Source organism: Enterococcus sp. DIV1315a (assembly GCF_051712325.1).
Taxonomy (GTDB): Bacteria; Bacillota; Bacilli; order Lactobacillales; family Enterococcaceae; genus Enterococcus; species Enterococcus faecalis.
In genome coordinates, this window is record NZ_JBIOOS010000001.1 from 1,052,425 (window position 1) to 1,070,275 (window position 17,851).

General features: G+C 38.8%; 17 protein-coding genes and 1 riboswitch. Of the genes, 15 read left to right on the plus strand and 2 right to left on the minus strand.

Annotation, left to right across the window (positions count from 1 at the left end; all coding sequences use genetic code 11):
- Window positions 1-3 precede the first annotated feature (3 nt).
- From IGJ03_RS05125 to IGJ03_RS05195, 15 genes are all read left to right on the plus strand, one after another.
- Window positions 4-372, plus strand: a complete 369-nt coding sequence (locus IGJ03_RS05125) for a hypothetical protein (RefSeq protein ID WP_002366558.1) — start codon at window positions 4-6, stop codon at window positions 370-372.
- Window positions 362-3,295: a phage tail protein gene (locus IGJ03_RS05130; protein ID WP_429861468.1), complete on the plus strand. Its 2,934-nt coding sequence runs from the start codon at window positions 362-364 to the stop codon at window positions 3,293-3,295. Before IGJ03_RS05125 ends, IGJ03_RS05130 begins: the two co-directional genes overlap by 11 nt.
- Window position 3,296: 1 nt before the next feature.
- Window positions 3,297-4,223, plus strand: a complete 927-nt coding sequence (locus IGJ03_RS05135) for a distal tail protein Dit (RefSeq protein ID WP_002377703.1) — start codon at window positions 3,297-3,299, stop codon at window positions 4,221-4,223.
- Window positions 4,224-4,235: 12 nt separating this feature from the next.
- Window positions 4,236-5,693 (plus strand): phage tail protein, encoded by a 1,458-nt coding sequence (locus IGJ03_RS05140; protein WP_002397217.1) that lies wholly within the window; start codon window positions 4,236-4,238, stop codon window positions 5,691-5,693.
- A gap of 32 nt (window positions 5,694-5,725) precedes the next feature.
- Window positions 5,726-7,495, plus strand: coding sequence for a hypothetical protein (locus IGJ03_RS05145; RefSeq protein ID WP_375804698.1), 1,770 nt, complete (start codon window positions 5,726-5,728; stop codon window positions 7,493-7,495).
- A gap of 23 nt (window positions 7,496-7,518) precedes the next feature.
- The gene (locus IGJ03_RS05150) at window positions 7,519-7,914 is read left to right on the plus strand and encodes a phage holin family protein (RefSeq protein WP_002357842.1); all 396 of its coding nucleotides are present in this window, start codon (window positions 7,519-7,521) and stop codon (window positions 7,912-7,914) included.
- Between the two features lie 118 nt (window positions 7,915-8,032).
- Window positions 8,033-9,157, plus strand: coding sequence for an SH3 domain-containing protein (locus IGJ03_RS05155; RefSeq protein ID WP_375804699.1), 1,125 nt, complete (start codon window positions 8,033-8,035; stop codon window positions 9,155-9,157).
- 153 nt (window positions 9,158-9,310) lie between these two features.
- The gene (gene truB, locus IGJ03_RS05160; protein ID WP_375804700.1) at window positions 9,311-10,231 is read left to right on the plus strand and encodes a tRNA pseudouridine(55) synthase TruB; all 921 of its coding nucleotides are present in this window, start codon (window positions 9,311-9,313) and stop codon (window positions 10,229-10,231) included.
- A 25-nt stretch (window positions 10,232-10,256) separates the two neighbouring features.
- Window positions 10,257-11,207, plus strand: a complete 951-nt coding sequence (ribF, locus tag IGJ03_RS05165; RefSeq protein WP_375804701.1) for a riboflavin biosynthesis protein RibF — start codon at window positions 10,257-10,259, stop codon at window positions 11,205-11,207.
- Window positions 11,207-11,803 carry a GNAT family N-acetyltransferase gene (locus IGJ03_RS05170; protein ID WP_174125739.1) on the plus strand — a complete coding sequence of 199 codons (597 nt, stop codon included), beginning with the start codon at window positions 11,207-11,209 and terminating at the stop codon, window positions 11,801-11,803. The genes ribF and IGJ03_RS05170 overlap by 1 nt, the downstream gene beginning before the upstream one ends.
- Before the next feature lie 280 nt (window positions 11,804-12,083).
- Window positions 12,084-12,407 (plus strand): PadR family transcriptional regulator, encoded by a 324-nt coding sequence (locus IGJ03_RS05175; RefSeq protein WP_002357837.1) that lies wholly within the window; start codon window positions 12,084-12,086, stop codon window positions 12,405-12,407.
- A 3-nt stretch (window positions 12,408-12,410) separates the two neighbouring features.
- Window positions 12,411-12,752, plus strand: coding sequence for a DUF1048 domain-containing protein (locus tag IGJ03_RS05180; RefSeq protein WP_002361700.1), 342 nt, complete (start codon window positions 12,411-12,413; stop codon window positions 12,750-12,752).
- 25 nt (window positions 12,753-12,777) lie between these two features.
- Window positions 12,778-13,038 carry a DUF2087 domain-containing protein gene (locus tag IGJ03_RS05185; protein ID WP_002360471.1) on the plus strand — a complete coding sequence of 87 codons (261 nt, stop codon included), beginning with the start codon at window positions 12,778-12,780 and terminating at the stop codon, window positions 13,036-13,038.
- Window positions 13,039-13,196: 158 nt separating this feature from the next.
- Entirely contained in the window at window positions 13,197-14,372 is a 1,176-nt protein-coding gene (locus IGJ03_RS05190; protein ID WP_002357834.1) for an FtsW/RodA/SpoVE family cell cycle protein, read from the plus strand.
- Window positions 14,338-15,486: an FtsW/RodA/SpoVE family cell cycle protein gene (locus IGJ03_RS05195; protein WP_002357833.1), complete on the plus strand. Its 1,149-nt coding sequence runs from the start codon at window positions 14,338-14,340 to the stop codon at window positions 15,484-15,486. Before IGJ03_RS05190 ends, IGJ03_RS05195 begins: the two co-directional genes overlap by 35 nt.
- Before the next feature lie 61 nt (window positions 15,487-15,547).
- On the opposite strand, the gene IGJ03_RS05200 is transcribed toward IGJ03_RS05195, so the two are convergent.
- Window positions 15,548-16,435: a LysR family transcriptional regulator gene (locus tag IGJ03_RS05200; protein ID WP_010824580.1), complete on the minus strand. Its 888-nt coding sequence runs from the start codon at window positions 16,433-16,435 to the stop codon at window positions 15,548-15,550.
- A 23-nt stretch (window positions 16,436-16,458) separates the two neighbouring features.
- Complete coding sequence (locus IGJ03_RS05205; protein WP_002382245.1) at window positions 16,459-17,334, minus strand: LysR family transcriptional regulator; 876 nt, start codon at window positions 17,332-17,334, stop codon at window positions 16,459-16,461.
- Between the two features lie 252 nt (window positions 17,335-17,586).
- Window positions 17,587-17,757: riboswitch (M-box (ykoK) riboswitch) on the plus strand.
- Window positions 17,758-17,851: the final 94 nt, after the last annotated feature.

A 17,851-nucleotide genomic window follows, 5' to 3' on the forward strand; every position in this document is an offset into this window, starting at 1 on the left:
GACGTGTATCACGACATCGCTCTTTCTGCTTTTCGCTACTTAGGCTGTCGTTCATTTGAAGAAGTGGATCGGATGACCATGTCTGAATTTGAATTACGAATGATTGCTTTTAATTTAGCAGAAGTAGATGAAGAGCGGAAAAGGCACGAGCTTGCCTACTTAAATGTTAAAGCGCAAGCGACAAACAAAAAAGGAAAACCCGTTTTTGAAAGCTTTAAAAGTTTTTATGATTATGAAAAACGAGTTGCTGAAGTTCTGGTAGCTAACCAGCCACAACGAACGAAATTAAATGAGCGGAAAAAAACGCAACTTGCCACTGTGGCAGAGCGTCTACGCCGCTATCGAGAAGGGAGGAGAGTAGATGGAGAATGACAAAGAAAAAACGCCGTTGTCGGAGGCAAAGAAAAGCCTTGCAGGCGTCCAACAAGCATTAAAAAGTATGAGCGGTGAGTATGCCTTATTAAGTGGATATTTAGGGAAAATTAGTGCGGGTGTCAATCAGTCAGCCACGGTCATGAACACATTTAAAACCGTCATGCAACAATCTGGAGAAACAGTGAAAAAAACAGGAGACGAAACAGCAAAGGCAGCAGATCAAATGAACACAGCGTTAACAGATTCTGCTGAACAAGCCGGTGAAGCAGCTAAAAAAGCGGGGAAAGAAACCTCTGATGGCTTTACTAATGCACAAAATAATATGCTGAGCTTTGGGACGGCCATGACTAGTGCCGTTTCCTTACCTATGCTGAACGTTTTAAAAACAGCTATGGGCGTCGGTGCTGGGGTCAGTGGCGAATTTCAAGGAATGCAAGGACTGATTATGGCCAGTGCAGGAGGGATTTCTGATTCATTGCAAGGCGAGTTGCAAGAGGCATTGACTCAGATGAATCAATCATTTGAAGCGGCAGCACAAGTGATTCAAAGCGTGATGGCTCCAGGAATGGAAATTTTGGTTCAAGTGGTTATCACAGTCGTCAAAGGCATTACAGCTTTGGTGAATTTATTTATCAAATTACCAAAAACCGTCCAAGTTTTTATTGTTGCCATTATGGGCATTTTAGCCGCCATTGGGCCCATGTTGATTATGGTAACGATGGCTCAGCAAAAATTTCAACAGTTTAGTGATGGTTTGGTTCTTGTAAAAGGAAACATTGGGAAGTTAGGTGGTGGCTTATCAAAACTAAGTGCTAGTTTTAGTGCCTTAAGTGGAGGACCATTAATTTTAATTGTAGCAGCCGTTTTAGCAGCGGTAGCAGCGTTTGTTTATTTCTATAAAACCAATGAAACATTTAGAAATAGTATCAATAGCTTAGCTAGTGCCATTCAAGGAGCTGTTTCAGCGGCGTTTGGCAAATTGGTAGGACTGCTACAACAGATCCAGCCGGCCTTTCAGCAAGTAATGGCAGTTTTTAAACAATTTTTTGCAGTAGGCTTAGAGAAAATGGCGACTATTTTTTCAACAATTGGTCGTGTGCTAACAGGCGTTTTTGCCAGCGGTTTGCAATTAGGTAGTAACTTATTAGGGCAATTTGGTGGCACCTTTGACAAAGCTGGTTTAGCGGTTGGTCTTTTGGTAAAAGTTCTGACAAAGGTTGCACTGGCTGCATTAGGAATTTCCGGGCCGTTTGGTCTAATTATTTCCTTGATTGTTTCATTCGTGACGGCCTGGATGAAAACCGGTGATTTGAGTGCGGGTGGTATTACCCAAGTCTTTGATAATTTAGGTAACACGATTACATCGGTTACAACAATGCTGGCAGCTAATCTACCGAAAGTTATACAACTTTTTACAACCGTCTTAACCAGTATTCTCGGGAAAATAACAGAAGCTATTCCAAGCATCGTCACCGCGTTATCTAGTTTAATTACGTTAATTGTTGGTGCGATCGTTGCCAATTTGCCAGTCTTAATTGAAGCGGCAACACAAATTATTACTACGTTGATTCAGGGGATTACAACAGTCTTACCAATGTTGATAGAAGTTGGTTTGAGCTTATTAATGACTTTAGTTAATGCGATTGTCACCGCCTTGCCAACAATTACAACTGCAGCGATTAATATCATCACTACATTAGTGACAGCTTTTGTCACAGCGTTACCAATGCTAGTTACAGCAGGTGTTTCAATTATCACGGCCTTAGTCAATGCATTTGTTACGATGTTACCGTTGATTTTGACTGCTGGTTTACAAATTTTGATGGCATTAATCACTGGGATTATGACGATTTTACCTCAGTTAATTCAATCAGCGCTGACGATTATTCTAGCGTTAGTGACAGCGTTGATAGGTGCCTTACCACAGATTATCAGCGCAGGTGTCAAATTGTTAATGGCGTTAATTCAAGGAATTATTTCGATTTTACCAACCTTAGTTGCGGCAGCTATTACCTTAATTTTGACATTGGTAAATGCCTTAATAGGTGCCTTGCCACAAATCATCAGCGCAGGCGTCAAATTGCTAATGGCTTTGATCCAAGGGATTATTTCAATTTTACCGCAACTGGTTACTGCAGCAATTACGCTCATTACCGCTTTAATGGGTGCGTTAATCAATGCGTTGCCACAGTTATTAAGTGCTGGGATTCAACTGATTCAAGCCTTAATTAATGGTGTACTCAGTCTATTGGGTGCCTTGTTGTCCGCAGCAGGAACATTAATCTCACAAATGATCACGAAGATTGGTTCTTATTTTGGTCAACTGTTAGCTTCGGGCGGACAGTTAGTTGAAAATATCAAAAATGGGGTTACCAATGCAGCCGATCAGGTAAAAAATGCCATTGGTTCTGTAATTGAAGGTGCTTGGCAAGCAATCCAAGGTTGGTTTTCAAAATTCACCGATGCCGGTGCGAATATTGTCGGTATGATTGCTGATGGAATTACAGGCGCAATTGGAAAAGCCAAAGAAGCAATCGATGGGGTCGTCAGTAAAATTCGTAACTTTTTACCATTTTCACCAGCAAAAGAAGGTCCCTTATCTGATTTGCATAAATTGAATTTCGGCGGCACGATTGCCACGGGGATTTATGCAGGCGAAACAGCCGTTAGTAGAGCAATGGCTTCTATTTTAGATTTACCGCTGTTAAATGATTTTGCCTTGGACTTAGCTGGTCGAGGAAACTTCACGGCAACGATTGACCATCGTTTAGAAAATGATGCATACAATCGACCATTATTTGTGACAGTAGAGTCAACGTTAGATGGAAAAGTTGTCGCAGCAACTACGGCGCCTTATTTAGCAACAGAGTTACAACGACAACAAGTGAAACAAAATAACCGCTTAGGAAGGAGAGGATAACATGTATAAATTTGTTGATACCAATCAAGCAACTCATTCAACGCCTCTTCCTTCAGAAGCGTTGAATTTTAACGGCCAATTTTTAGAAAAAGTCATCCCTGGCTATCAAACATTATCAGTTTCAGGACGAGAATTAGTTCCAAGCGAAATTGAAAGCTATCAATTAGGGATTCGTGATGGTAAACGTCACGTTTATGCGCGAATTCCAGAACGAGAATTAACAGTCAAATATCGCCTTTCAGCTGTGAATAATGAAGCGTTTCGAGATGCATTTAATCATTTAAACGTTGCTTTGTTTACGGAAAAAGACGTTTCTATTTGGTTTAACGATGAACCGGAAATGCTGTGGTTTGGCAGTAAGTCTTCAGTGAGTGATGTACCCGAAGGTGTTAACCAAGTAACAGGCACCTTTACTTTATTGCTTTCTGATCCGTATAAATATACACGGAGTGATGCGACTAGTGTGATGTGGGGTTCGCCAACCATTACATTTCAAGCGAATTACTTAATGGGGAATACAGGCTCAGGTGCAGTTGATTTTCCAATTTTAATTGAAGGCGGGGCTTATTGGGGATCAACCATGATTACCTTTCAAAATCGGGCCTACACGATGGGGGATTTAGGCAAAGAAGTTCGGCCAATTGAAATTTATCCTACGGTCGAAGGATTAAAAGTCAAACCGACCATTATTTTATCAGGAACCGGACGTGGTGTTTGGATTAAAACACGGAACGATACAATTAACTTAGGAGACTTTGATCGTTCGGAAATTATCATTGATACTGAAAATTTTTATCTGACAAAAAATGGTGCACCGATGATTCGACCAATGAACGATTTTTATCTATATCCCAATGAACCGCTGTATATTCAAGCCAAAGATAGCGACTTCCGCTTGACGATTCGCTATCCTAACCGATTTGTGTAGGAGGGTGATTAAATGTTAATGGCGCTGGATTTGAAAAGAACATATACGGCAATCTTGGATAATGCCTATCAAGTCAGTTATGAAAAAATAGAGAACAAAATTGGCAGTTTAGATTTTACCATGCCGCTAGATGATCCTAAAAATGAATTTATTGCAGAAATGCAATGGGTGGAACTGACCGACAATGAGAATGAATATATTGGTTTATATCGCGTGATGCCAACCACAATTAAGAAAGATGCGAACAATAATCAAATTCACTACTCTGCCACAGAAGCATTATGTACCTTAGGCGATACTGTCCTATTTGGTTGTCACGAAATTAAAAACAAAACAACGAAAGAGGCCATTCAATTTCTATTAAATAAACAAAAAACAAAGCATTGGGTCCTAAAAAAATGTGATTTTTCAAGGAAATTAACCTATAAATGGGAGAATGAAAACGGGCTAGTCGAGCCTTTATTTAGCATCCCAGCCGATTTCGAAGAGGAATATCTTTGGCAATGGAATACAGAGGTCTATCCTTTTGAACTTTCATTAGTCAAACCACCAACAGAACCAGTTGCGCGAATTCAAGAAGGTTACAATATGCAAGGATTTGAAATAGAACGTAATCCCAAGATGCTAATCAATCGGATTTATCCATTAGGTTCAGGCGAAGGTGTTAACAAAGTCAATATTCGCTCGGTCAATCAAGGGGTTCCGTATTTAGAGAACAAGGCCGCAATTGACCGCTATGGTTTATTGGAGTCAATTTGGGTAGAACAGCGTTTTTCTGATCCCAAGGCATTAAAGGAAAATGCTTTGCGAATGTTAGAAGAATGGACCAAGCCACAAGTTTCTTGGGTAGTGACTGCAGCTGATTTAATTAAATTAACAGATCAACCTTTGGCAATCGATCGTTTGCGGTTGGGTACGGTTATCATGATTAATACGAATGAATTTGGGAGTGTCAACCTTCGTATCAAAAAAGAAAGTAAAAAAGATGTCTTTGGTGCCCCCCAAGACATTCAGCTAGAGTTGGGAAATCTGCAAGAAACAATTCATAGTACCATGACAGCTTTCAGTCGGAAACAAGAGATTAGCGAAACTTACGCACAAGGGGCGACGACACTTTTAAATCGTTCAATACAAGGAGAACTTAGCAAGACACAGCCAGTGGAGCTGAATTTATACTTTGACGAGGACATTCTTTATATAAACACCGCAGAATTAACGTTCAAGGCAACTGCTAAAGGACCTTCGCATTCTGTAACGAATATTGATTTGGTAGTGGATGGCAAAAAATTACCCCAACTATCATTGCAACAACAACGGCTAAATATTTTGAGTTATTTACGAAAAACAACAGATGGAAAAATCGAACGCGGCAATCACACGCTTCAATTTTTCTCTCATCAGCCACTATGGTTGGATGCTTCGGTCATCTGTCGTGTGTATATTCAATCCCAATTGGGTGGCCAGTTTTAATAAAATAATGAAAACTAGAGGAGTGTGACGAAATGTCAGTAGAACATATTGAAGAATTAGATACCCTGAATCAAGGTCGCCTTAAAATCAATGCAATCTTGGATCAGTCGAATGCATCAGCTGAGAAAGTTGATGCTTACCAAGTCCAGTTAACGAATGGAATTTCTGAAGCGAAAAACATCGCAGATGAAGCTGGCAAAGAAGCCGTACAAATTGCCACCGATGCAGGCAATCAAGCAAATGAAACAGCCAACCAAGCGATGAACAATGCCAAAACAGCCATCACGATGGCAGGAAATGCAGTTTCAACGGCAAATAATAATAAACAAGAATTTGATACTTTACGAAATGATTTCGATCAATTAGTAGCAGAAGCAGGTGATAGTAATCCAGAAATTGTCCAAGCACGCACAGATACACAAGGCATCAAACAAGCTACCTTAGCGAATCGTCTTCAAATTGATTTGAATGACCGTATGACAAAAGCAGATGGTATTTCTTTATTGGCTAAGCCAACCACTGTCAAATTGAAGTTAGACTTTAACGGTAAAACGGCCGGCAATACAGCCACCAATGCAAACAGTTATTCCACTGATTTTACGGCTAAAATTCTTAAGAAGCCAACAGACGTTTGGGAGGAAGTTTCCCAAGCGGACTACAATAAAATGGCCAGCCGTGATGATGAGGGTGTGAAAACAGGTTCCACCCAAAGCGGTGTGATTCCGCAACAATTAGCGGCCTTCAATCTCGTTGAAGCCGCTAAAAAATTAATTCCACAAATGTTTGAAACATTCACAACTGACGAGGCGGTGGCGTTTATTCGCCAGAACGTTCAATTTTTTACGATTAATCAACGTGTGAAAGCCGCTGCGCCCAATAATCAAACGATTAAAATCGCTACGTATTTACCAACTACGGATAATTGGGTAACTCAAATCCAAGAATCAGCAAAAGAGTTCGGCGATTTTTCAATTCAAATCAATGATCAGAATTTTATCACAGATGAAGGTTTCATTTATTTAATGAGCTATACAGATTCATCAAATGGGGTAACGCCAGCCAGCGTAGAAGTTGATTACGTGGGGCTTCATATTGGTCTGTCTGTTGATGCCCAAGCGGTTTTAGCGAAGAGTGGTTTTGTTCAAGCAGAGCAACTCAAGACCCATGTGGAAAATCAAGATAATCCGCACCAAGTAAACGCTGAACAAGTGGGGCTAGGCAATGTAGAAAATTATGGCTTCGCATCAGACAGCGAAGCAGTCGCGGGAACTTTAACGAGTAAATATATGCACCCGAAAAACGTTGCGGAAGCGATTAAAGGTCAAGCTGTGACACAAACAGGTGATCAAGAGATTGCTGGGGTGAAGAATTTTGTAACTATGCCAACCGTCAATGGTTTGCCTTTGGAATCCTCTAGAATGGCCATTTATGAAGCTAGTGGAGTCGGTGAAGTCGAGGCAAAATATCAGGCGGCCTTTAATAAGGATAATATGAAATTTGTATTAATTAGGGTAGGAAATCGTGTCGATGCATTTGTAAGATGTAATTTGAGTGATCCAACGAAATTGAATAATAATTTGGTTAAAGTGTTTACTGTTCCAACAGGATATACATTATCGACGAAGATTACAAAGGGAATATGGAATTTGGCGTTAACTGCTATGCAATATACATTCCCTCAACCGAATTGTGCTGGTTTATATGAGATGGGAAATCAAGGAATTCTTTTTGGTGCTAACCGTGCTGGAAATATTTACCTACAAGGAAGTTGGTACACGGACGATCCGTTTCCGACAAAATAACAAGCTAGTTTAGGAGACTTTTTATGGAACGTTATCTCAACACAATAACAATGCTTTTAAGCATTTTCGGTGGGATTGTCGTACGTTTATTAGGTGGATTAGATCAATTGTTGGATGTCTTCCTCTTTTTAATTATTGTCGATTTCATCACAGGTTGGATTAAGGCAATCGCCACAAAAGAATTGTCCAGTCGGATTGGTATGCTCGGAATTGCGAAAAAAGTGACGATGTTATTTGTGGTTGCTGTAGCGGTTCGTGTTGAAAAAGTTGTGGGGAACAATTTGCCAATTCGGGAAATGGTTCTGATTTTTTACATTGCGAACGAAGGACTTTCTTTTTTTGAAAATATTGCGACCTTTATTCCTATGCCGAAAAAGTTAAAAGAGTTATTTATTCAGTTAAAAAATAAAGATGATTAAGTAGAAGTGGTCGGGACAAACGTAGAACTTTCGGCTGATCGCCGAAGAAATTACTTCTGTCCCGCCATTTATCTGCAGGTTTAAGCCATGAAAGGGAAGTTATTTTGACTTTCCTTTCATGGCTTTTTTAAGAAAGGAGCATGCTATGTTTAAAAAATTAATGATTCAACTTGCTTTAGTGATTGGCTTAAGTTTAACGATTCCGATGATGGCTTGCGCTTACACCATCGAAGCGGATCCAATCAACTTTACTTATTTTCCAGGCTCTGCAAGCAATGAATTAATTGTTTTACATGAATCAGGAAACGAGCGGAACCTAGGACCACACAGTTTAGACAATGAAGTAGCCTATATGAAACGAAATTGGTCAAATGCTTATGTCTCATATTTTGTCGGATCTGGTGGACGAGTGAAACAATTAGCTCCTGCTGGCCAAATTCAATATGGCGCAGGTTCTTTAGCTAATCAAAAAGCCTATGCGCAAATCGAATTGGCTCGAACGAATAATGCGGCGACATTTAAAAAAGATTATGCTGCCTATGTTAATTTGGCCCGTGATTTGGCTCAGAACATTGGTGCTGATTTTTCGCTGGACGATGGAACAGGTTATGGCATAGTCACTCATGATTGGATTACAAAAAATTGGTGGGGAGATCATACAGATCCTTATGGTTATTTAGCGCGTTGGGGGATTAGTAAAGCGCAGTTGGCACAAGATTTACAAACGGGCGTTTCTGAAACAGGTGAGACTGTCATTATTCAGCCGGGTAAACCTAATGCACCAAAATATCAAGTAGGACAAGCAATTCGTTTCACTTCAATCTATCCAACACCAGATGCTTTAATCAATGAACATCTATCAGCAGAGGCACTTTGGACACAGGTAGGAACAATTACAGCGAAATTACCCGGCCGACAAAACCTTTACCGTATTGAAAATAGCGGACATTTGTTAGGTTATGTGAACGACGGCGACATTGCTGAACTTTGGCGCCCGCAAAAGAAGAAATCATTTCTAATTGGTGTGGACGAAGGCATTGTTTTAAGAGCAGGACAACCTAGCCTGTCAGCCCCAATTTATGGTATTTGGCCTAAAAATACTCGCTTTTATTACGATACGTTTTATATTGCAGATGGGTATGTTTTTATTGGTGGAACAGATACGACAGGCGCGAGAATTTATTTGCCAATCGGACCAAACGATGGCAACGCACAGAATACATGGGGATCATTTACTAGCTAAAAAAAGCCACAAACTCTGATAAAAGCAGAGTTTGTGGCTTTTTTTGCATTTAACAGAGATTTTGCCAAAGGGAATAAGCAACGGAGACTGCGAAGCTAGGTACTTTTATGCTATAATGACAAAGTTAGTATTATCGGAACTGGAGGAACTATAATGGACGGCATTTTACCGTTATGGAAGGAACGTGGCATGACAAGTCATGACTGCGTATTTAAATTGAGAAAAATTTTACATACCAAAAAAATTGGTCATGGTGGTACGCTAGATCCAGATGTCGAAGGGGTCTTACCCATCTGCGTTGGCAAAGGAACGAAAGTGATCGAATACATGGTAGATTCTGGCAAAACCTATGAAGGTGAAATTACACTTGGATTTGCTACGACAACCGAAGATGTTAGTGGCGAAATTGTTGAAAAAAAACCAGTTACAGCACCTCTGTCAACTGAACAAATTGATCAAGCAATGGCCGAAATGACAGGTGAAATCACACAAATCCCACCGATGTTTTCTGCGGTGAAAGTCAATGGTAAACGTTTATATGAATATGCGCGGAACGGGGAAGAAGTTGAACGGCCCCAACGAAAAGCTATGATTTATTCATTTGAACGCACTAGTGAACCAATTTTTAACGAATCCGCTCATACACAAAGTTGGCGGTTTAAAGTGCTCTGTGGCAAAGGAACCTATGTGCGGACACTATCAGTGGATACTGGCAAAAAATTAGGCTATCCTGCCCATATGTCGGATTTAACGAGAACGGCAAGTGGCGGTTTGCAAGCTGCGCAATGCTTAACGTTAGAAGAAGTAGCCAAACAAATGGCTGCTGAAACAATCGATCAATGCCTGTTGCCCATTGAGACAGCAGTAGAACAATTCCCACGAATTGATTTATCAGATGAATTGTATCAAAAAGTAAAAAATGGCATGCGTTTGCACAAAAAAGAATTAGGAATAAAGGCAATGCCAGAATCCTTAGTCGCCTTATTTTACCAAAATCAAGTGGTTAGTTTATACATGCCACACCCAACGCATGATAAATTATTGAAACCAAGTAAAGTTCTACGGAACAATTAAATAAAAAAGAAGGAAGTTTTTGCACATGCAAGTTATTCAACTACATCATCCCTATGAACCCAATCAAATTCCTAATGAAGAAGTCGTGATGGTCCTAGGCTTTTTTGACGGTGTTCACAAAGGCCACCAAAAAGTAATTGAAACAGGTAAAAAGATTGCTGAGGAAAAAGGCTTGAAGTTAGCTGTGATGACCTTCAACCAACACCCGTCAATCGTTTTTCAAAAAGTTTTACCAGAAAATATGAAATATTTAACTAGCTTGGAACAAAAAGAACGCCTAATGGCCAACTTGGGCGTTGATATTTTATATATTGTCGAATTTACTTCAGCGTTTGCTCAATTAAAACCGCAAGATTTTGTCGATCAGTATATCGTTAATTTAAATAGTGCAGTGGCAGTCTCTGGGTTTGATTATACGTATGGTCCTAAAGAAATCGCTGGAGTCAAACAGTTACCAACTTATGCGCAAGGCCGTTTTGAAGTGGTGACAGTACCAAAAGAAGAAATGACTGGTGCCAAAATTAGCTCAACAAGAATTCGCGAAAAAATGGAAGCCGGCGAAATGGAGGAGGTCACGGAGTTGTTAGGATATATTTATGAAACAGAAGGAACAGTTGTCCATGGCGATGCTCGTGGCCGTTTATTGGGTTTCCCGACCGCTAATGTCAAAGTGAAAAGCACCGTGCGCTTACCAAGAATTGGTGTCTATGCTGTGCAAATCGAAGTCGGTGGCAAATGGTATGTCGGCATGGGCTCAATTGGTCATAATGACACCTTTGGAGAAGGACGCGATTTAACCGTGGAAGTCTATATTTTGGACTTCCATCAAGACATCTATGGTGAGCAAGTGGTGGTTCGTTGGAATCATTATTTACGTGACCAAGTGAAATTCAATGGGGCTGAAGCTTTGATCGACCAATTAAAACAAGATGAACGAGATGCGGCTGACTATTTCCAACAATCTGAGGACAAATAATGAAGATTCGTCAAGAAAAACCTGCAGAGTATCAAGCTGTAGAGCGTTTAACGTATCAAGCGTTCAAGGAATTAAACTTGACCGAAAACTGGCGTCCCACAGAGCATTTTATCGTGCATTTATTAAGAGAAAGTGCCGACTTTATTCCGGAGTTGTCCTTAGTTTCAGAAACTGATCAAGGAAAATTAACGGGTCATATTATGTCTTCAAAAGCCAAACTACGATTACCTGATCATACAGAAAAGGTTGTTTTGACCGTTGGGCCGCTAAGTGTCCATCCAGAAGCACAGAACACGGGCGTAGGCTCAGCGTTAATTAAGCATTCTGTGCAGAAGGCCAAAGAATTAGGCATCGGCGGATTGATTATCCTGGGCCATCCAACTTACTATACGAAGTTCGGTTTTGTTCCAGCGACTACTTTTCAGATTACGTTACCGGAAAAAGAAACATCAGAAGCATTATTGGCTTTGGAATTACTGCCAGGTTATTTTGGCACAAGTGGTGGGGAGTGGCATTTTTCAACATGCTTTGCTTATCCAGAAACACACCCTGCAGAATTAGAAGCCTTTGAAGCAGAACTCGGAATAAATGAATAAAGAATAATAAGGAGGTCGGGACAGAAGTGTTTAACTCCGAGAAATAAGAAAGAATTTCCGAAAATTGTTCTATAATTTTTGGAGAATTTCGGCTTATTTCCGAAGGAGTTGCTTCTGTTCCCGCCGTTTATTAGTTTTTGAGCGTGGAGCAAAAATCCAAAGTGATTTTTGTCCCACGCTCCTTTACTACTTTTTATTACAAAGTAGTTGACAGAACCGGTACTCAGTATTATTATGTAGTGGTACATAGTACTAAAGAGTAGTTTAGGGAGGAAAAGCAGTGAAGCAGACAGAGTTGCTAAAAGGCATTTTAGAAGGTTTAGTTTTAGCCATCATCCAAAGGAAAGAAACATATGGTTATGAAATTACAAAAATTTTAAATGACCAAGGGTTTACTGAAATTGTTGAAGGAACCGTTTATACGATTTTACTGCGTTTAGAAAAAAATCAATGGGTTATAGCTGAAAAAAAGCCTTCAGAAAAAGGACCAATGCGGAAGTTCTATCGCTTAACCTCATCAGGAGAAGCAGAACTCGCTGATTTTTGGCAGCGGTGGACGTTGCTTTCAAAACAAGTAAACAAGATGAAAAAAATGGAGGGATAGAGCATGTCAGATTTTAAAGCGTTGATCAAAAAAGTTGTTGGGGATAAAAAAGAGTACAAAGAATATAAACGACGGATTGCAGCATTACCAGCAGAGTATCGACAAGTATTTCAAGAAATTGAAAAATATGCATGGCATTTTTCAGATCATAGCGGAGCCAATATGTTCAATGCGTTGACTGATTTACTTGATTTGTTTGAAGAAGGAGCTGCTAACGGAACACCTATCAAAAATATTACGGGAGAAAAAGTAGGTGATTTTGCTGAAACAATTGTCAATGAAGTCGCTGGCAAATGGACCGATAAACAGAAAGAAAAACTGAATCATCAATTTTCTAAACAATAGTCAAAACAAAAAAAGGAGAATAAACATGGTTGAAAATTTTTTTAAAGAAGGAAAGTTGCTGGTTATTCCCAAGAAAAATGCGAAAAAAGTCCAAGTGTTTCAACGTGTGGCCAACCAATTTGAATTTGGGAAAGAATATACGGAAAAAGAAGTCAATCAGCGACTTAGAGAAATCTATGAAGATTATGCACTTTTGAGACGGTATTTAGTAGATTATCAGTATTTAGAAAGAGATAAGTTTGGAAAAATTTATCAGAAATGTGAGCAACACACAAAAATTATATAAATGGCTTTTTTTAAAAGTAGCGAAACTAGGTGAAATGAACCAAGTCTAGCTACTTTTTGTTATGTAAGCTTAGTAATAGTTCTATAAAAAACTCTCTATTTGTTTTCTAACTCAGACTGGTAAGATTGATTTAATTAGAAAAAGATAGAGGTGAGAGAATGAATCTACGTACTTTAGGTCTAACAAAAATTCTTTTGACCTTTATTATATTAAGTATTATTGGCGCGTTAATGATTTATAGCGCCAGTAGCTATGACTTGTTGATGCAAGGCGTGAAGCCCACTGCTGTGTTTATTAAACAAGGCATTATTATGTGTCTCAGCTGGGTGCTAATGTTCGTGATCTACAAAGTTCGACTAGAAGTGTTATTTAATAAAAAAATTGCGATTGGTCTGCTTTTAGTTTCGGTACTATTACTGTTAATGGTTCGACTACCTTTTTTTGGTGTAGCAGCGAATGGCGCACAACGTTGGATTTCTCTCTTTGGGATCCAATTTCAGCCATCAGAACTTTGTAATTTTGCGATTATTTATTACTTGAGCTGTTATTTAGGTGAAAAAGAAAATGGCTTGACAACGAAGCAGTTAAGGAAACAATGGCTGTTTGTTTTGGTCGTTGCATTTTTAGTTTTGATTCAACCCAAAGTTGGCGGGGCTATTCTTATTTTAGTTATTGGCAGTGTCTTGATTTTCTCAGCAAGTATTCATGCAAAATTTAGTGTAATTGCTGCGGGGATTGTCGTTGCTAGCGCGGCGCTTCTTTCTAAAATAATTATTTTTCTAGGCGATCACCGCTACTTACCACATTTTTTTGCGCATGTGTATGACCGCTTAGTTGTTTTGAAAAATCCGTTTTTATCCTTTCATGATCGCGGATTTCAGCCTTCAATGGCCTATTTAGCAATGTATAACGGTGGGTTTTGGGGCACTGGATTAGCCAATGGTATGGTAAAAAAAGGTGGCTTGCCAGAAGGTCAAACCGATTTTATTTTTGCGGTGATTGTGGAAGAACTTGGTTTGATTGGCGGCTTACTATTACTATTTCTTTTGTTATTTTTAGCGGCCTCGATTTTGCGGAGTAGTTGTGTAATAAAAAATCATTGTTACGGCTTGTTTTTGTTAGGAGTTGGGACCTTGATTTTAGCTCAAACGGCGATTAACATTGGTGGCGTTTTGGGTTTGATTCCAATGACGGGAATTCCTTTACCGTTTGTTAGTTACGGTGGGACAAGTTATTTAATCTTTTCAGTGGCATTAGGAATCGTCATTAAAATTATTGCAAACGAAAGGCGGCAGTTAAATGGTCAATACAAAAAAATTCAACTTACATCTTAATTATGATTTATTATTGCCCATTTTTTTACTCACACTTTTATCTTCTGGTGTGCAATATTGGATTGCCGTTAATGAAGGAAAAGATGGAACTGTGCCAGCATTAAAACAACTTTTCTTTATTTTTGTTGGCTATGCAGGCATGTTTTTAGCTAGTCGGCTGTCACAGAAGTTTATTTGGAAAGTAGCTCCTTTTTTCTATGGGTTTTCATTAATCTTAATGAGTGCTTTGTATTTTTCCTATGACAAAGGAATGTATTTATTGACGGGCACAAAGCGCTGGTTAGATTTAGGGTTTATTAAATTTCAGCCATCAGAAATTGCGAAAATTGCGTTTATTTTAATGTTGGCAAAAATTATTGTCCAACACGAGCAACAAGACTGGTCCGATAAATGGCGTTCAGACAAGCAACTTCTAAAAAAAATCGTTGCGGTTAGTGTCCCTGTTTTTTTCTTGATGGCGGTACAAAAAGATTTTGGGACATCCCTTGTTTTCGTAACGATTATTCTATCTCTTTTAGTTATTTCAGGAATTGATCGCAAAATTTTAATCATTATTTTCAGTGCTTTAGCAACGTTAGGCGTGGTCTTGATTCTGTTAGTCTTTACAGAGTGGGGGCACAAAGTACTCTTCTTTTTACATTTTAAACAATATCAATTGGATCGAATTTTAGCATGGATTCATCCCTATGATTATGTCGATAAAATCTCCTATCAACAAGTACAAGGTTTATTGGCAATTGGTTCGGGTGGTTTATTTGGCAAGGGTGTGCATGGGATTGAAGTGTATGTTCCTGTTCGTGAGTCTGATATGGTTTTTACTTTTATCGGGGAAGCCTGGGGCTTTGTGGGCAGTGCCACTGTTGTTTTTCTCTATTTTTACTTGTTTTATCAAGTTTTAGTAGCTGGCTTGCGGAGCAATTCGCGTTTCTGTATGTACATCTGTGTCGCCCTTATTTTTTCGCTGGTCTTTCAAACGGTGGAGAATATCGGTGCGGTGATTGGACTGTTGCCGTTAAAAGGTATTCCGCTTCCGTTTTTAAGTCAAGGAGGCACTTCGTTAGTAATGGCTATCACTTCTTTAGGATTTGTCAAAGGAAGAGAAGCCGCTACCTGAAAACACAAATAAAAACCAAGACTGGAACTCGCTTGCCGACAAGCTCTAGTCTTGGTTTTTACTATTGAAATTGTTTTTGGCATTCAGCCAAAAGTTGTTGAAGTTGTCGACTCATGTAACGTTCTTTTAAATAATAAACTGCCATGTTTCGTTTAGGTAGTTCTTGGTAAGTTAGTGTATGAATCGAATTGTCTAAAAGTTGAATATTTGTGTATTCGGGGACAATAGCGAAACTATCGGAATGAGACACCAAGTGAGTAATAAGTGAAAGAGTATCCACTTGAATGACTTTCTCTGGAGAAAAATTAGAAAACGTAGTATCTAGCCAATTGGTTAATTTGTTTTGCTCGGAAAATTCGGTATTTAAACGGACGAAGGGGTACATTGTTAGTTCTTTTAAAATTTCTTCCGTCGTGGCGTTTGCCAAAGCTGGATGATCGTTTCTTAAAATGAATTGATAATTTGCTGTAAATAAATCAATTTTACCAATATGTTCAGGTAATGGTAAGTCAGCAAAGGAAATACCAAAATCTGCATCCATTGTTTCCAAGGATTGAAGAATATTTTCTGTAATAATAGTGTGGACTTGTAAGTTGGATGAACGATCCGTTAATGTTGTCATTAGTAAGTCATTCAATTTATATTCTAAATCACAGAGATAAGTGGCTACATAAATATGGTTGGAAGAATGATTAATTTCTTTTAGCTCTTCTTCAATTGAGACCAACTCATTGGTGATGCGCCAACAATATTTTTCTAAAATTAATCCAGCTGGTGTTAAGGTGGTAGTTTGACCTTGGCGATTAAAAAGTTCAGCGCCTAACGTTGCTTCAAGAATTTTTATTTGCTTACTTAATGCAGCTTGAGAAATTGCTAAATTTTCGGCTGCTTTAGTAAATTGTTTCACTTTGCATAACTCTAAAAAATAATGTAAACGAAATAGTTCCATGGGAATTCCTCCTTTTTCTATTCCTAGAATAAATAACGTAATTGTTCGAATAAATAACGGTGTGCTTCACAATGTCCGTGATGATTATTCTGAACTAAATAGATGGCTCGTTCTGGACTATCTTCCAGAGGAATACCAACTAAGTTACGTCTGTTTAGTTCATCAGTGAGTGAATAGGGAAGGATGCTACAGGCTTTTTCTCGTTGGACCATGTCTAAGACTAAATGAAGAGAAGGGAGTTCGATGACGATTTGCCGATTTTCCCAATTGATTTTACGTTCCCAACGTTTAAACACTTTTTTTTCATATACTTGATCGGAATATGCAGCAAAAGGTAAAGAACGAATTTCGTCAATCGTCACGCTATCGGCATGGGCTAAAGGATGATTTTTATTGACACAAAGGAGATAGCTTTCTGTATAAATTAATTCTTTCTCTAATGGAATCGAGGTATCCAAAAATATCCCAATCCCAATGTCAATTAAATCTGTTTCCAAGGCTGTTTCAAGATCGTAATAATACTTAAAATCAATACTTACATACGGATAGGATTGATTAAATAACAACAAGACTTCTCCAAATGCTTTATCTATATCAATTAAGTTTGTTCCAATCCGAATGGTCGTTGTCGAACCTTGGGTCACTAATTCATTAATTTCTTCTTGCGCTTCCTTAATGAGTGCAAAAATCATTTCTGTTCGCTTGGCGACGACTTCGCCTGCTGGAGAAAGCCGACAATGTTTCTTGTCTCTTAAAATTAATGAAGCACCTAATTCACGTTCCAACTCCTTGAGCTGGGTACTTAAATAAGGTTGACTCGTATGGAGCTTTTGAGAAGCTAAAGTAAAACTCGCATACTTTGAAACTGCCATAAAATATTCTAGTTGTTGTAATTTCATTTTCCTCACCGCCGTTTCTTTAACTATACAAAAAATAGCAGAAGAAAAGCTTCTCGACAAGGCTATCTGACGGTCTTTAGATTAATTTAACCAGTTATGATTCTATGAATAAATACGAATCATACCAGAAAACCATAGTAAATAAGCGGATTATTTTTCTTTTTGTTACTGAAGGGACAAAAAGTTATCTGCTAAAAACTTTTTCTATATCGTTATTTTTTCAAGGAAGAATTATACTTGCTGTTGTAATTAAATAAGATTTGTTAGGTGAGGCTCCTATACAAACATAGGCTACTGCCCAAAAATGTCGAGAGACGCCAATGGGTAGAACAGGAACTGTCGAATGAAGGCTTTTCTTAAGGTAGCTAAAAGCAATCGCTTTTTACGTTGTATAGTGCTAAAGCTCAACGATAAGAACGATTATTCTTTGACACGTTGAGTTTTCAGCGTGTCTTTTTTTGTGGAAAGGGTGAGGAAAATGGAAGATGAACCGATCGTCAATTCAAGTCAACAACAG